Origin of the sequence: Streptomyces sp. NPDC001750, from assembly GCF_042892615.1 — a bacterium.
Taxonomy (GTDB): domain Bacteria; phylum Actinomycetota; class Actinomycetes; order Streptomycetales; family Streptomycetaceae; genus Streptomyces.
The window spans coordinates 336661-352263 of sequence record NZ_JBIAUE010000003.1 but is presented as its reverse complement, the minus strand read 5'-3'; the positions used below and the strand labels follow the sequence as shown (position 1 = coordinate 352263).

The window sequence follows — 15603 nt, the reverse complement described above, 5'->3', positions numbered from 1 at the left end:
GAGGCGGGCAGGCCGATCGGGTTCGGGAACGGCAGCAGCGCGTCCGCCACCCGGCGGGCGGGTGCCTCCAGCGCCGTCGGCAGCGCGTCGTCGTGCTCTCGGCCAGTGGGCCCATCAGCCGTCCGGCCAGCCGGCCGGTGGTGTCCTCGATCAGATCGTGCCGCCGACCCGACCGGCCCGGCCAGGTCGCGCGCGGGCCCCTCACGCGGCGCCGGCGTGCCGCTCGACGATCGCCGCGGCGTCGGTACCGCGCGGCAGCACCCCGTACTGGTGGCCGCGCTCCTCCCCGAGCCGGGCGGCGACGAACGCCTCGGCGCTCGCCGCGGGCGCGTGACGCAGCATCAGCGAGGACTGCAGCGCCAGGGCCATGGCCTCGACCGTCGCCCGGGCGCGGGTCTGCGCGGCGAGCGGATCGCGCAGGTCGTCCGCCAGTGCCCGGCGCAGCCGGTGGATGTGTGCGTCCAGCACGGGATGGGCGCCGGACGTGGTCTCCAGCTCGGCCCAGAAGGCGTCCAGCGACCGTGGGGTGCGGCCGATGCCGCGCAGCACGTCGAGGGCGACGACATTGCCCGAACCCTCCCACACGGCCATCACCGGCTGCTCGCGGTAGCGCCGGGCCAGCGGCCAGTCCTCCGTGTATCCGTTGCCGCCCAGGCACTCCAGCGCCTCATAGGCGTGGTGCGGGCCGCGCTTGCAGATCCAGTACTTGGACACCGCGGTGGCCAGCCGCCGGAACATCTCCTCGTCCTCGCCGCTGTCGGCCTCGTACGCGTGGGCCAGGCGCAGCGACGTCCAGGTCGCGGCCTCCGTCTCCAGCGCCAGGTCCGCCAGGACCGAGGTCATGGCGGGCTGGTCGGCCAGCCGGGCGCCGAACGCGCTGCGGTGCCGGGCGTGCCAGATCGCCTCGGACACCGACTCGCGCATCCCCGCGGTGGTGCCCAGCACGCAGTCGAGACGGGTGTGGTTGACCATCTCGATGATGGTGCGGACCCCGTGCCCGGGTTCACCGATCCGTACCGCCCAGGTGCCGTCGAACTCGACCTCGGAGGAGGCGTTCGACTTGTTGCCCAGCTTGTTCTTCAGCCGCTGGACCCGGATGGTGTTGCGGGTGCCGTCGGCCAGCACGCGCGGCACGAGGAAGCAGGTGAGCCCGGCCTCGGCCCGGGCCAGCACGAGGAACGCGTCCGACTGCGGGGCGGAGAAGAACCACTTGTGGCCGGTGAGCAGATGGGCCCGGCCCTCGGGGTCGGAGGCGATCGGCACGGCCCGGGTGGTGTTGGCGCGGACGTCGGAACCGCCCTGTTTCTCCGTCATCCCCATGCCGAACGTCAGCCCGGACTTGTCGGCGGGGGCGAGCGGCCGGGGATCGTACGAGCGACTCAGCAGTCCCGGCAGCCAGTCCCGCCCCACCTCCGGATCGCGTCGCAGCACCGGGACCACGGCATGGGACATGGAGATCGGGCAGGCGTGACCCGGCTCGATCTGGGCGAACAGCATGAACGCCGCAGCCCGCGCCACCGTCGCCCCGGGCCTGGGGTCGGCCCAGCCCGCCGTGTGCGTGCCGTGGCCCACCGCCGCACCGATGACCTCGTGGTACGCGGGGTGGAAGTCGATCTCGTCGACGCGGTTGCCGTAACGGTCGTGGGTGCGCAGCACGGGCGGGGAGGCATGGGCGAGTTCGGCGTTCGCCCGGAACCGCTCGGACCCGACCAGGGCGCCGATCTCGTGCAGTTCCGGTTCGCGCCAGGCCGCGCCGAAGGCCTGCACGGCCTGGACGAGCGGCGGGTTGGCGGCGTACTCGTCGATGCCGGTACGGGGCGGTGCCTGGTTGGTGACCTCGTGGGTGCGGTACGGGGCGGGCGCCTCGGGCCGGGGGCCGGCTGCCTGCGGGGTGAGGGTCATCGCGGATTCCTCTCCTGGGTCGGTGGGCGGGCGACGAGGGCGACGGTCCGGCGGGGGGAACGCGTGCGGAGGAACGGGACCGGACGATCGACTGCGGGACTGCGGGACTGCGGGACTGCGGGACTGCGGGTGGTCGGTGCGGCGGTACGTCGTGAGGTGCGCGGTCGGGGCGGTGCCGAACGGTCACCGAGGGCGTGGTGGGGCGGTGTCGGCCCCGACCGCGCGCAGGCACAGCGCGGTGATCCCCGCCACGACCGGCTCGGGGTCGGTCCGCTCACCGACCGGCGACAGCGGACCGAGCAGGGCCTCGCCGACCGCCCCGATCACGGCCGCGGCCGACAACCGGGCGTTCTGCTCGGGCAGTTCACCCGCGGTCACCCCGGCGGCGACGACCGACTCGGCGAGTGCGTGGTAGTCGCGCCGGTAGGCCAGGCGCTCCTGTTCGACGAGGGGATCGACCGGTTCGGCGAGCAGCGCCCAGGCCGTGCGCGGGGTGCGCAGCGCACGGTGGGAGAAGACCTCGACCAGGGCGCGCAGCTGTCCGGCGGCCCCGGTCCCGGCCCCCACCGCCTCCCGCACCGCGCTCAGCTCGTGACCGGCGACATGGCGGAAGACGGCGGCCAGCAGTTCCTGCTTGGAGGCGAAGTGGTTGTAGACGCTCCCGGTGGCGACCCCGGCCCGGTCGGCGAGCGCGGAGACGCTCGCCGCCGCGTACCCGCCCTCGGCCAGGAGTTCACGGGCGGCGTCCAGCAGCCGTTCGCGGTGGGCGAGCCGGGTCGCCTCCGTACGGGCGGTGGGTCGGTAGGCCACGATGCTCTGAACCTCGATTCATATCTTTGTGTGGCACTCAACCATGCTTGTGCGCAGGGGGCAATGGCCCTGCGGCGGACGCGTCCGGGATCTCCTGCTCGGTCCACAGCGTCTTGCCTTCGGCGCCGTACCGCACGCCCCAGTGCGCGGCGAGCCGGGAGACGATGAACAGGCCGCGCCCGCCCTCGTCGACGGTGCGCGCGTAGCGCAGATGGGGTGACACCCGGCTGCTGTCGTGCACCTCGCAGGTGAGCGTGCGGTCCAGGATCAGCCGCAGGCGCAGCGGAGGGGCGCCGTAGCGGATCGCGTTGGTGATCAGTTCGCTGACGATGAGTTCGGTCGCCTCCGACGTCTCCTCGTCGAGGTTCCAGCCGTCGAGCCGGTCGCGCACGAGCGTGCGCGCGATGCCGGGGGTCGTCCGGTCGTGGGCCAGGTCCCACGCCGCGACCCGGTCGTCCGGTACCGCTCCGGTGCGGGCGACCAGGAGGACGGCACCCTCCGCCCGCGTCTCGTCCGGCAGGCCGTAGACCACGTCGTCGCACAGGTCCTGGACGCTCCGTCCGGGCCGCGCGAGCGCCTCCCGCACCCGGTCCGCGGTCTCGTCGCCGGGAAGGAGGGGCCCGGTGAAGAAAGCCAGGACGCTGCCCTCGGCGAGCCGGAGAACGGCCATGGCGAACGGGGAGCCGTCGGTGTCGAACAGCGCGGGACCCTCCGGGACGTCCAGGGCGGTCGCGGTGCCGTCGGGCGTGACGAGGACCGGCGCCGGGTGTCCCGCCCGGGCCACGGTGCAGGTGCGGGCCAGGGGGTCGTAGACGGCGTAGACGCACGTCGCGGTCAGCGGCTGGGTGTGTCCCCGGCCGACGGGCGGCGGCTCCGCCTGCTCGGCGGCCAGCCGGACGGCGGTCTCGGCGAGCCTGGCCAGGACCTCGTCGGGCTCCAGGTCGAGACCGGCCAGGGCGTGGATCACGGTCCGCAGCTGTCCCATGACGACGGCCGCCCGCAGCCCGGAGCCCTCGACGTCGCCGACGACCAGAGCGGTGCGCGCGCCGGAGAGATTGATGGTGTCGAACCAGCTCCCGCTGCCGCGGCCGGGCAGCAGTACGTGCGCCGTCTCGACGGCCACCCCGCCGCCTTCGCGCTGGGGCAGGAGCCTGCGCTGCACCGCCGACGCGATCACGTGGTCGCGCACGTAGCGCCGCGCGTTGTCGACGCTCAGGGCGGCGTGCGCGGCCGCCGTCAGGGCGAGCGGAAGATCGCTCTCCTCGTACGGGGCCGTGCCCCGGCACCGGTAGAGGCTCACCAGACCGAGCACCGCCCCGCGCAGCGTCAGCGGGACGACGATCAGGGAGTGGGCCCCGGTCGCCCGGACCAGCCGGGCGGTGTCGGGGGCGGCGTCGAGCCATGGCGTCCGGTCGTCGATCGGTACGAGGCGGGCCCGCAGGTCGGACGCCGCCAGGGAGTGCGGCGTACGGGCGGGCAGCCGGCGCATCTCCGCGACGAGGCCGTCCAGGCGGTCCTCCGCGTCGGGGCCGCGCACGGCCGCGCGGCGCAGCGGGACCGCGGCCCCCAGGGGGCCGGGCGGTGGATCCGAGCCGCGCACCACATCGTCCACCACCTCCACCACCGCGAGGTCGGCGAACGTCGGAACGACGGCTTCCGCGAGCGCCTCGCAGGTCGTCGCGATATCGAGTGACGTACCGACCTTCGTCCGCACGGCCGCCAGGCACGCCGCCCGTACGCGTTCCTTCTCCCGTTCGTCGACGTCGACGACGGTGGCCAGCAGCCCGAGTACACGGCCGTCCGCCTGCTCCAGCCGGTGGACCGACACCACGAGGCTGCGGTCCGGGCCGGGGGTGTCCGCGAGCCTGCCCCGGATGACGTGGTCGTACACGGAGGCGCCGGTGTCCAGCACCTCGCGCAGCAGCCGCTCCTCCCTGTCCGGCCGCTCGCACCGGTACACGTCGGTGAAGTGACGCCCCACCAGGTGCTCGGCGGCCCCGGCGCCCGACAGACTGGCCGCCCGCAGCAGGCGCAGCCGGGTGTCCAGCACGTACAGCCCCACGGCCGACTGGGCGAACAGGGCGCGCAGGAGCGCCGCTCCCATGGCGTCGGGCCGTGCCGACGCTGGGTCCGGTGCACCGGCATCCGACACGGGTTCACCCCCACGAGGCTCCGCCTCCGCGCGGACCGGAGGCTGGTGACCAGCGTCGGTCCGCTTCGCGCGCCTCGCCACCGGCGGGCGTTGTACGGGTGAACCGCCGCAGGCGTGCCCCGCCCCGGCCGGGGGCGGGGGGCTCAGGCGTCCAGGGCCGCGGAGACCACGCCCCGGGCCTCCTCCTGCACCCGGCCCAGGTGGTCGGGGCCCAGGAAGGACTCGGCGTAGATCTTGTAGACGTCCTCGGTGCCCGAGGGACGTGCGGCGAACCAGGCGTTCTCCGTGGTCACCTTGATGCCGCCGATCGGCGCGCCGTTTCCGGGCGCCTCGGTGAGCACGGCCGTCACCGGCTCGCCGGCCAGGGTGCCGGTGCCGACCTGCCCGGGGGAGAGCCGGGCGAGCACGGCCTTCTGCTCGCGGGTGGCCGGGGCGTCCGTCCGCGCGTACGCCGGCTCACCGAACCGGGAGGTCAGCGCCGCGTAGTGCTCCGAGGGAGACCTCCCCGTCACCGCGAGGATCTCCGAGGCGAGCAGCGCCAGCAGGATGCCGTCCTTGTCCGTCGTCCACACCGAGCCGTCGCGGCGCAGGAACGAGGCCCCCGCCGACTCCTCGCCGCCGAACCCGAGAGATCCGTCGGCCAGCCCGTCGACGAACCACTTGAAGCCGACCGGCACCTCGACCAGCCGCCGCCCGAGACCGGCGGCGACCCGGTCGATCATCCCCGACGAGACCAGCGTCTTCCCGATGCCCGCGGCGGCCGGCCAGCCCTCGCGGTGCGCGTACAGGTAGTCGATGGCCACGGCCAGGTAGTGGTTCGGGTTCATCAGCCCGCCGTCGGGGGTGACGATGCCGTGCCGGTCGGCGTCGGCGTCGTTCCCGGTGGCGATCTGGTAGCGGTCGCGCCGGTCGATCAGCGAGGCCATCGCGAAGGGCGACGAGCAGTCCATCCGGATCTTCCCGTCCCAGTCCAGCGTCATGAACCGCCAGGTGGGGTCGGTCAGCGGGTTGACCACGGTCAGGTCGAGCCGGTGCTCCTCGGCGATGCGGCCCCAGTACGCGACCGAGGCGCCGCCCAGCGGGTCGGCGCCGATGCGCACCCCGGCGGCGCGGATCGCGTCCAGGTCGAGCACGGACGGAAGGTCGCCGACGTAGGCGTCGAGGAAGTCGTGGGTCCCGGTGGTCGACGCCGCACGCGCGCGGGCGTACGGCAGCCGGCGCACGTCCTTCATGCCCGCCGCGATGATCTCGTTGGCCCGCTCCTGGATCCAGCCGGTGGCTTCGGAGCCGGCCGGTCCGCCGTTCGGCGGGTTGTACTTGAAGCCGCCGTCGCCGGGCGGGTTGTGGGACGGGGTGACCACCACGCCGTCGGCGAGGCGCGAGGTCCGGCCCCGGTTGTGGGCGAGGACGGCGTGCGACACCGCCGGGGTCGGGGTCCAGCCGTCGGCCGGGTCGACGAGCACGGTCACGTCGTTGGCGGCGAACACCTCGACGGCGGTGATCCGGGCCGGTTCCGACAGGGCGTGGGTGTCCGCGCCGAGGAAGAGCGGCCCGTCCGTGCCCCGGCGCGCCCGGTACTCGACGATGGCCTGGCTGGTGGCGGCGATGTGGTCCTCGTTGAACGCGGTGGCCAGGGACGACCCCCGGTGTCCGGAGGTGCCGAACGCCACCCGCTGGTCCGGTACGGCCGGATCCGGGTGCAGCGTGTAGTACGCCGTCACCAGCCGTGCCACATCGGTGAGATCCTCCGGCCGGGCCGGCTGTCCCGCTCGTTCGTGCGGCATCCGTCAGTCCTCCGTATCGGTCGGTCGTCGCGGTCTTCCCCCGTGCCATCTTCCCGGGTCGTGCGCGCCGGGCCGTGGGCACCCCGCCGCAACGGCACGGTGGGACGCGGCACCGCGTGCACGGCGGGCGGAAGGGGCCCGCAGGATCGCGCGGGCCCAGGACCTGCGGCACAGTGGGCACATGGACGACCTGACTGCCCTCGCCGACGAGCACCTGGCCGCGGCCCGCGCCTCCGCGCACGGCCGCAGCGCCCACCGACTGCTGCATCAGGAGCCCCTGCGCCAGACCGTCATCGCCCTCACCGCCGGCACCGTCCTGGACGAGCACAACGCGCCCGCCGCGGCCTCCCTCCAGGTGCTCCGCGGCCGGGTGCGTCTGACCGCGGCCTCGGGGGACGTGGAGGTGGGAGCCGGAGGGCTCCAGCCCGTCCCGAGGGAGCGGCACGGGCTGGCGGCGCTGGAGGACGCCGTGGTGCTGCTGACCACCGTCAACGAGTGACGGCGCCGGGAACGGGACGCGCACCGCCGTTTGTCCCGACCCGCTCCAGCACCCACAGCACCAGGCTCGTCGCGGCCAGCAGTCCGCCGAGCAGGCAGACACCGCCCCAGCCCGCCCACGACCAGACCACCGAGGCGAGTGCGGAGCCGAGCGCGCCGCCCAGGAAGAACAGCGTCATGAACCCGGCGTTGATCCGGTTGCGAGCCTCCGGGCGGAGCGCGTAGATCACGTTCTGGCAGCTGTTGAGCCCCGCCTGCTGGGCGATGTTGAGCGAGATCACCCCGACCGCCAGCCACGGCAGGGACGACTCCCCGGCCAGCAGCGGCAGCCACGAGAGGGTGAGCAGGGCGCCCGCCGTCCCCGACACCGCCTGCACCCGGCCGCGGTCGCCCAGCCGGGCGGCGACGTTCATGCCCAGGACCCCGATCACCCCCAGCAGTCCGAACAGCCCGATGGCGGCCGCGTTCCAGTCGAACGGCGACCGGGTCAGCAGAAACGTCAGCGCCGTCAGCTGCACGCTGTACGAAGCCATCGAGAACGCGCCGATGGCCGCCCTCCAGCGCAGCAGCGGCTCCTGCCGCAGCAGCGCCAGAGTGGACCGCAGCAGACCGGTGTACGACATCGCGCCGGCCTCGCGCGAGCGCGGCAGCCGGGGCAGGCGCAGCTGAAGCAGCACCGCCATCACGGCCATGAGCAGGGCGTTCACCCAGTACGCGGTGCGCCAGCCACCCAGTTCGGACAGGGCTCCGGAGGCCAGTCGGCCGAACAGTCCGCCCAGCAGCACCCCGGACATGACGACGCCGACGACCCTGCCGCGTTCCGCCGGAGCCGCGAGGGTCGCCGCGAAGGGAACCACGACCTGTGCCCCCACGGAGGTCAGCGCGACGAGCAGCGTCCCGGCGATCAGCAGCGGGCCGCCCGGGGCGGCGGCCGTCAGCAGCAGGAACAGGGCGGTGAGCGCGAACAGGGACACGGCGAGCCGCCGGCGTTCCAGCACGTCCCCGAGCGGTACGAGCAGGATCAGACCCAGCGCGTACCCGGCCTGGGCCGCCGTCACGATCAGGCCCGCCGCGGTGGCGCCGATGTGCAGATCCCGCTGGATGACGTCGAGCAGCGGCTGCGCGAAGTAGTTCCCGGAGGCGGAGAGCCCGGCGGCCAGGGCCATCAGCGGCACCGAGCCGCGGGCGAGGGCGGGGAGACCGGCAGGGTCGGGGAGTGGGCGGGGGACGGCCCGGTTTCGGGTCCCCGCTGTGGAGTGAGCCATGTGCCCAGCGTCGGGGTTCCGCCATCCATGAGTCCAACACATGTTTTTCATTCCATCGATCGTGATTCACGATGGATGGATGGAACTTCAGCAGATGCGGTACGTCCTCGCGGTGGCGGAGCTGGGGAGCTTCACCCGCGCCGCCCAACAGTGTCTGGTCGTTCAGTCCGCGCTCAGCCACCAGATCGCCCGCCTGGAGAAGGAACTCGGCGCCCGGCTCTTCGACCGCACCAGTCGCCGGGTGCGGCTCACCCCGGCGGGCGAGGCGTTCCTGACGCACGCCGGACAGGCGCTGGAAGCGGCGGAACGGGCCCGGAGCGAGGTCGCCGCCGCGGTGGGGGAGGTCCGCGGCCGTCTCGCGGTCGGTGCCATCCCCACCATCGGCTCGGTCGACCTGTCGGCCGCGCTGGGGGCGTTCCGCCTCCGCCATCCGAAGGTGCGCGTCGTCCTGCGCGAGGGGGCCAGCAAGGACCTGGTCCAGGAGGTGCGGGACGGCGCGCTCGACGTGGCGTTCCTGGGGGTGCTGCCGAGCTACCGGCCCGCGGGCGTGAACGACCGCGAACTCGCCACCGGCGAACTGGTCGCGGTCGTCGCCCCGGACCACCCCCTGGCGGGGGAGACCGAGGTGGGCCTGGACCGGCTGGCGCGCGAGACGTTCGTCGACCACCCCGCCGGTACCGCCGCCCGGGCGCAGTCGGACGAGGCCTTCGCGGCGATGGGCCTTACCCGGGAGGTGGCGTTCGAGGTCGGCAGCACCGACTTCATCGTCCGGCTGGTCCGCAGCGGGCTCGGCGTCGCCCTGCAGCCGGCCGTCTTCGCCGAGCAACTGACCGGCGTGCACGTGCTGCGCGTCCGCGAGGCGCCCGCCCGCACGGAACGGCTCGTCTGGAGCCGCTTCCGCCCCACCCCCGCGGCCGCGGCGTTCCTGACCGGACTCGGTGTGGACCCGACGGCCGGGACCGGGGAGGCGGCGGGTGGCACCCCCGGCGGCCGGGAAGCGGATTGCTGACGGGATGTCATATTCGTTCGGGCAGAGGCGACTTCGCGCCAACCGTGCCGAACCGGCCGACGCGGAGGATGTCGCACGCATGTGCTGGGCAGGTACTGATGTACGACATGTGGACGGACGGGCGAAGACGCCCCGGCGAACGGGCCGCAGGGCGTGCGCGGTGAGGGAGCGGATTGTGTGGGAGTTCACCGACGACCGTGGACAGGTGGCGACCGCGGCGCGGCGCCCGACACGGGTGCTCGCCTATGTGCAGGCCGGAGCGACCCTGTGGGACCACGGGACACGCCCGGCCGCGATGTTCGGCTCCGACCACGACGACCCCACCGTGCCGGACGCGGCGAAGACCGGATCGCTCCCGATGGACACGGTCGCCTACGTCGGGGCGGGCAGCTCCCTGGACGCGGACACCCTGCTCGGCGGTGAGCCGGACCTCGTCGTGGCCGTCAGCTACGGCGGCGGACAGGTCTACGCCCTTGCCCCGGAAACCGCCAAGCACCTGGAGGAGCACGTTCCGGTCGTCGTCCTCGACGTGGGTCGGGCGCGCTCCTTCGCGCAGGTCACCGAACGGTTCGCGGCACTCGCCCGGTCGCTCGGGGCCGAGGCGCCCACCACGGGGACGCGGGACCTGGAGACCGCCCGGGACCGGCTGCGCACGCTCTGCGCCGGGGCGGGCCGGACCCGTGTCGTCGCGCTCTCCCCGGCCGGACAGGAACGGACGCATCTGGCTCGCCCCCGCATGTGGCCGGAACTGCGCGTGCTCGCCGAACTCGGCGTGGACCTGGTGGAACCGGCCGACGGGCCGGGCGCGAGCTGGTCGACGGTCGGTTGGGCCGAGGCGGCGGCGCTGCGCCCCGACATCGTCCTCGCCGACATCCGGGTCAACGCCACGCCGCTCGACGACCTGCGGACGAACCCGGAGTGGGCCGCGATCGAACGGGCCGCCCGGGTGGTCCCGTGGAACCCGGAGCCGGTCTGCGGCCCGCGGGCCCACGCGCGCTTCCTGGACCTCGTGGCGGACGCGGTGGGGGGCGCCGCCGCCCGGTGAGCGCGGCCGGGGCAGGATGGGGGCCCACCGCGACCGCACGCCGCGCCGTCCGCCGGGGCGCCTCGGCCCCGCACGCCAGGAGAGCCCGCCCCATGCCCGACCCCCTCGACCTGCTCGTCATCGGCGAATGCGTCGCCGACATCGTCCGGCTGCCGGACGGGAACGTCCACGTCCACCCGGGCGGCAGCCCCGCCAACGTGGCCCACGGCCTGGCCCGGCTCGGGCACGCCGTCACCCTGCTCACACAACTGGGTCCGGACGACCACGGACGCCTGATCAGGAGTCATCTCACCGAGGCAGGGGTCGAGGTGCGCACGGACGGCAGCGCGGACCCCACCCCGTCGGCCGTTGTGACCCTGGACCGCGAGGGCCGGGCCGCGTATGCCTTCGAGATCGCCTGGACGCTCGCCCCGGTCACGCCGGAACGGCCGCCCCACCACGTCCACACCGGTTCGATCGCCACCGTGACCGACCCCGGCGCGGCCACCGTCCTCGCCGCCGTCGAGTCGCTGCGCACCTTTGCGACCGTCAGCTACGACCCCAACGTGCGGCCCGCACTGATGGGCGACCACGAAGCCGCCGTCCGCAGCGTCGAGCACTGCGTCGCGCTGAGCGACGTGGTCAGGGCCAGCGACGAGGACCTGGAGTGGCTGTACCCCGGTGAGGAGCCGGAGACGGTCGCGCGGCGGTGGCTGGGCCGGGGGCCGGCCGTCGTCCTCGTCACCCGCGGCGGCGACGGCGCCCTGGCCGTCCTGCCCGGCGGGCGGGTCACGGTCGACGCGTTCGCCACCGACGTCGTCGACACCGTGGGGGCGGGCGACGCCTTCATGTCCGGCACCCTGCACGCCCTCGCCGCGCACGGGCTGCTCGGCCCGGACGGCAGGGAGCGGCTGCGCGCGACGGACCGGTCCACTGTCGCCGACGTCCTGCGCCACGCCGCCGCCTGCGCCGCCGTCACCGTGGCACGGGCCGGGGCCAACCCGCCGGACGCGGTCGAACTGCGGGCGGCGCTCGCCCGCGACCGGTCGCGGCGCCGCGACATCCCCGGGCCGGCCGTACGGCACCCGTGACGGATGGCGCGAGCCGGTGCGACGGACGGGTGAACGCGTCACCCGCGCATGGCCCGGACGGCCGAACCGTGACCCGTTCGGCTCATGGAGCGCATCCTCCCCGGGGCTACGGCCGTTCGACAACCGGTAGGCGTGATCGATTACGGAGGAGGGGGCGGAACATGGGGCGGGCCGACACGGGTGTCGCGGTGACCGGCGTGGGGATGGTGACTCCCGCGGGAGCGGACGAACGGACCTTCTGGAAGGGGCTGTGCGCCGGGGTGTCGCTGGCCCGGCGCTGTGAGCAACTGGCCGGACTGCCGGTCGACTTCGCCTGTCCGGTGGATGGGATCGACCTGGACGAGGCCGTCGGCGGGCGTTCGGTGTGGCGGATGGCGCGGTTCGTGAAGATGGCGCTGGTCGCCGCCCGCGCGGCGGTCGCCGACGCCGGGCTGTCACCGCAGCGGTGGGACGGCGGCCGGGTGGGCGTGGTGCTCGGGGTCGGCGTCGGCGGGGTGGCCGTGCTCACCGAGAACGCGCGCAGGCTGGAGCACGACGGACCTGAGGCGGTGTCGCCGCTCCTCGTTCCGATGATGATGCCCAACGCAGCCGCGGGGGAGGTCGCCATCGCGCTGCGGGCGCACGGCCCCAGCCTCGCCCCGGCCACCGCGTGCGCGTCCGGGGCGACCGCGATCTCCCTGGCCCGCGACCTGCTGACGAGCGGTCGGTGCGACGTGGTGGTGGCGGGCGGCGCGGAGTCGGTCGTGACCCCGTTGGTGGTGAGCGCCTTCGCGGGCATGGGCGCGCTCTCGCTGCGGACCGCCGACCCGGCGGGGGCATCGCGCCCGTTCGCCGCCGACCGGGACGGATTCGTGATCGGTGAGGGGGCCGCCGTGCTGGTGCTGGAGCGCACGCGCGACGCGTATGCCCGCGGCCGTCGTCCGCGCGCCCTGCTGACCGGCACGGGATCCGGCACCGACGCGCACCACCCCACGGCCCCCTCCCCGGACGGGGCCGGTGCGCGCCGGGCGGTGGAGGCGGCGCTGCGCGAGGCCGGGTGGGCCGCCCACGAGGTCGACCACATCAACGCCCACGGCACGTCCACCCGTCTCAACGACGCGATGGAGGGCGGCCTGATCTCCGGTATGTTCCCGCACCGGCCGTCCGTGACCGCGCCGAAGGGCGTGCTCGGACACACCCTCGCGGCGGGAGGCGCGATCGAGGCGGTGGCCACCGTACTGACCCTGGAGCACGGTCTGGTGCCCCCGGTCGCCAACCTGGACTCGCTGCCGGACGGCTCCGACCTCGACTGCGTGGTCGAGGAGCCCCGGGCGCAGGACGTCGAGCGCGCGCTCAGCCATTCCTTCGGCTTCGGCGGGCACAACGTCGTGCTCGCCTTCCGGCGCGTCGACGAGGACCGTCCGCTGCCCCGGCGAGGGCGTCCCGACGCGGGGCGCGACGGCGTACCGGTCCCGGTGTCTTACGACCTGGCCCGCGATTGGCAGTGGGGGAAGGAGCGGTGTCTGGGGCCTTCGAATCCAAGGCGGAGGAGGGAGTCGGATGGGGTCTCCCCTGCTCGAAAGCAGCTGAGAGCTCGGGGAAGGAGCGTCGGGGACTGACGACAACGCCGGAGGCGGAGGTCCTGGACGCCGCTGACAATCGTGGGCGAGGTCGTTAGTGCCGTGACCGGCAAGGTTTGCCCGGAAGGAGCGTCGTCCGGTGCTTCCCCGAGCTCTCAGCCTTGTTCGAGCAGGGGAGACCCCATTGATCGCAAGGCGGCCGAAAGCCCTCGGATGCGGTCTTCCCTGCTCGAACGAAGTCGAGAGCTTGGGGAAGGGCTACGTGGACTCTCGGCCAACGCCGAAGGGGGTCCTCCCTGGCCCTTGAGGCCTTGGGGGAGTGCGTGCCGGACGGTGCGACGGGGCAAACGTTGCCGGGAGCGGCACCAGCCGTTGACTGAATCGTTGATGTCTCATGACCGCAACGATCGACAGCCCGTTCACCGAACGGTCCACGGAACTCCTCACCGCAGTGCTCCTCGGAGAGGACCACCACCGCGAACACGGTTTCTGGCGGCGGCTGATCGCCACAGAACCGTTCCGGCGACCGGACCGCCCCACCACCGGGCAGCGTCTGCGCCTCGCGTACGACCGCCTGCGCGCGCTCAACGACGGTCTCGTCCACGGCCTCGACGGCGACGTCGACGACGGCCTCGCCACCGGCCCCGACGGCGGCGCGCGGCTCGCCGCCGACCCGCGCGCCCTCGCGGCCCTGCACGAATGGCTCGGTCCGGTCGACCCGGCGCTCACGACCGTGGCCGGTATCCACTACAACCTCTTCCTCGGCAGTCTCCTCGACCACGACGGCCCCGGCCGTCGCGACCTGTCGGACTTCCTCCGGCTGCGCAGCACCGGCACCTTCCTGTGCACGGAGGTGGCGCACGGCAACGACGCGGCGGCCATCGAGACCATCGCCCGCTACGACCGCGCCCGCGACGGGTTCGTGCTGCACACTCCGCACGCCGGAGCCCAGAAGTTCATGCCCAACACCAGTCCGGCGGGCGGTCCCAAGGCGGGGCTCGTGGCCGCCCGGCTGCTCGTCGACGGCGCCGATCACGGGGTCTTCCTCTTCCTCGTACCGCTCACCGACGCCGAACGCCCCCTGCCCGGTGTGCGGGTGCGCAGGCTTCCCGCGCGCATGGGGAGCCCGGTGGACCACTGCCTGACCTCCTTCGAGCGGGTCCTCGTGGGGCGTGACGCGCTGCTCGCCGGGGACCACGGGCGGATCGGCGACGACGGTGTGTTCAGCAGCGCGATCGGCAACCGCAGGCGGCGCCTCCTCGCGTCGATCGGGAGGGTGACCGCCGGAAAGATCTCGATGAGCGCCTGCGCGGTCGGCTCCGCGCGGGCCACGCTCGCCGTCGCCGTCCGCTACGGCGTCCACCGCCACGTCTCGGGACCCCGCGGCACGGGACAGGTGCCGGTGATGGCCCACCGCAGCCACCACGGGCCGCTCGTCCGCGCCATGGCCACCGTCTTCGCGATGAGTCTGCTGCACCGCAGGGCCCTGGACCACTGGGAGGCGGCACGGGGGGACGCGGCGGAGACCTGTCGGGAGGACGCGGAGCGGCTGGTCGCCGTCGCCAAGGGGTGGATCACCTGGCAGGCCAGGTCGGTGATCGTGGAATGCCGCGAACGCTGCGGCGCGCAGGCGCTCCTGGAGAACAACGGCATGAGCGCGCTGCTCACCGGGGTGGAGGGCGCCATCACCGCGGAGGGCGACAATCTGGCGATCCACGCCAAGGCGGCCGCGGAGATGCTTCTGGCCGCCGAACCGGCCGGCCGCGCGGTCCCTTCCGGCGGCGAACCGGGCGAACTCTCCGACCCGCGGTTCCTCGTCGGGCTGCTGGCGGCCCTGGAACGGATCTGGTTCGACCGTGCCGGGCGGCGCATGGGAAGCGCTCCGCACGGCGATCCGCTGGCGCGGTGGAACGCCGCCTCCGGGCCCGCCCTGCGAGGCGTCGAGGCCCATGCCCACCGGCAGGCGGCCGAGGCATTCACGGACGCGGCTCAGCGGCTGCCGCAGGGCCGCGCCCGCGAACAACTCACATGGCTGCAACGGCTGTTCGCGCTGGACCGGATCGCCCTCGGCAGTGGCGACCTGCTGGCCGCCGGATATATGACTCCTCATCAGGTCCGCGAACTGCCGGACGCGGCAGACCGGTTGATCGCCGCCCTCGTCGACCGGCTCCCCGAACTCGCCGACGCCTTCGCCCTGCCCGCCGAACTCCTCGCGGACTGGCCCATCGCCGGGGAGGGCTACGTCGACGCCTACGACGACCCGGAGGCCGCCTGGCACCGGAACGGAGGAGGGGACCTGGCCACGGTCGCGGCCGAGCGGCGGGAGCGGTGAACGACACGAGGACCACCGGCCGTTGCCATCGGGTCGGGGAGGCGGCCGGTGTCCTCGTGGTCCGTGTCGTGCTGCTGGTCTTCTGGGGGACGCCTGCCGTTCTGGTCCGCTGGCACGTGTCGCCGCCGACCGGCCGTGCCGAATCGGTTCGCCATAAGGCGTAACTGGATCGACGTC

At 74.1% G+C, this 15603-nt stretch carries 9 protein-coding genes and 2 pseudogenes; 6 read left to right on the top strand and 5 right to left on the bottom strand.

What is annotated here, in order from left to right; translation table 11 throughout:
• Positions 1–201: 201 nt before the first annotated feature.
• The 4 genes from ACFYY6_RS07670 to pgm form a co-directional block, all read right to left on the bottom strand.
• The gene (locus ACFYY6_RS07670) at positions 202–1902 is read right to left on the bottom strand and encodes an acyl-CoA dehydrogenase family protein (protein ID WP_351624701.1); all 1701 of its coding nucleotides are present in this window, start codon (positions 1900–1902) and stop codon (positions 202–204) included.
• A 183-nt stretch (positions 1903–2085) separates the two neighbouring features.
• Positions 2086–2712, bottom strand: coding sequence for a TetR/AcrR family transcriptional regulator (locus ACFYY6_RS07665; protein WP_351522316.1), 627 nt, complete (start codon positions 2710–2712; stop codon positions 2086–2088).
• A gap of 37 nt (positions 2713–2749) precedes the next feature.
• Entirely contained in the window at positions 2750–4816 is a 2067-nt protein-coding gene (locus tag ACFYY6_RS07660) for a SpoIIE family protein phosphatase (protein WP_389192101.1), read from the bottom strand.
• A 191-nt stretch (positions 4817–5007) separates the two neighbouring features.
• Positions 5008–6648, bottom strand: coding sequence for a phosphoglucomutase (alpha-D-glucose-1,6-bisphosphate-dependent) (gene pgm, locus ACFYY6_RS07655; RefSeq protein WP_351624696.1), 1641 nt, complete (start codon positions 6646–6648; stop codon positions 5008–5010).
• Positions 6649–6829: 181 nt separating this feature from the next.
• Between pgm and ACFYY6_RS07650 the strand changes: the two genes are divergently transcribed.
• The gene (locus ACFYY6_RS07650; protein WP_351522322.1) at positions 6830–7147 is read left to right on the top strand and encodes a cupin; all 318 of its coding nucleotides are present in this window, start codon (positions 6830–6832) and stop codon (positions 7145–7147) included.
• On the opposite strand, the gene ACFYY6_RS07645 is transcribed toward ACFYY6_RS07650, so the two are convergent.
• Positions 7137–8411 (bottom strand): MFS transporter, encoded by a 1275-nt coding sequence (locus ACFYY6_RS07645; protein ID WP_351624694.1) that lies wholly within the window; start codon positions 8409–8411, stop codon positions 7137–7139. The genes ACFYY6_RS07650 and ACFYY6_RS07645 overlap by 11 nt on opposite strands.
• A 79-nt stretch (positions 8412–8490) precedes the next feature.
• Here ACFYY6_RS07645 and ACFYY6_RS07640 point away from each other — a divergent pair, with 79 nt between their 5' ends.
• From ACFYY6_RS07640 to ACFYY6_RS07620, 5 genes and pseudogenes are all read left to right on the top strand, one after another.
• On the top strand, positions 8491–9420 hold the full coding sequence (locus ACFYY6_RS07640; protein WP_351624692.1) for a LysR family transcriptional regulator: 930 nt from the start codon (positions 8491–8493) through the stop codon (positions 9418–9420).
• A gap of 160 nt (positions 9421–9580) precedes the next feature.
• Positions 9581–10465, top strand: a complete 885-nt coding sequence (locus tag ACFYY6_RS07635; protein WP_389192098.1) for an ABC transporter substrate-binding protein — start codon at positions 9581–9583, stop codon at positions 10463–10465.
• Between the two features lie 92 nt (positions 10466–10557).
• On the top strand, positions 10558–11535 hold the full coding sequence (locus ACFYY6_RS07630; RefSeq protein WP_351522330.1) for a carbohydrate kinase: 978 nt from the start codon (positions 10558–10560) through the stop codon (positions 11533–11535).
• 161 nt (positions 11536–11696) lie between these two features.
• Positions 11697–12920 (top strand): annotated as a pseudogene (locus ACFYY6_RS07625) (beta-ketoacyl-[acyl-carrier-protein] synthase family protein); the annotation flags it as partial.
• A 568-nt stretch (positions 12921–13488) separates the two neighbouring features.
• Positions 13489–15590, top strand: a pseudogene (locus ACFYY6_RS07620) (acyl-CoA dehydrogenase).
• Positions 15591–15603 lie beyond the last annotated feature (13 nt).

Bases quoted from the DNA above. Each gene is read 5' to 3' on its own strand.
- ACFYY6_RS07670 (WP_351624701.1), bottom strand. From the start codon at position 1,902: ATGACCCTCACCCCGCAGGCAGCCGGCCCCCGGCCCGAGGCGCCCGCC.
- ACFYY6_RS07660 (WP_389192101.1), bottom strand. From the start codon at position 4,816: ATGGGAGCGGCGCTCCTGCGCGCCCTGTTCGCCCAGTCGGCCGTGGGG.
- pgm (WP_351624696.1), bottom strand. From the start codon at position 6,648: ATGCCGCACGAACGAGCGGGACAGCCGGCCCGGCCGGAGGATCTCACC.
- ACFYY6_RS07650 (WP_351522322.1), top strand. From the start codon at position 6,830: ATGGACGACCTGACTGCCCTCGCCGACGAGCACCTGGCCGCGGCCCGC.
- ACFYY6_RS07645 (WP_351624694.1), bottom strand. From the start codon at position 8,411: ATGGCTCACTCCACAGCGGGGACCCGAAACCGGGCCGTCCCCCGCCCA.
- ACFYY6_RS07640 (WP_351624692.1), top strand. From the start codon at position 8,491: ATGGAACTTCAGCAGATGCGGTACGTCCTCGCGGTGGCGGAGCTGGGG.
- ACFYY6_RS07630 (WP_351522330.1), top strand. From the start codon at position 10,558: ATGCCCGACCCCCTCGACCTGCTCGTCATCGGCGAATGCGTCGCCGAC.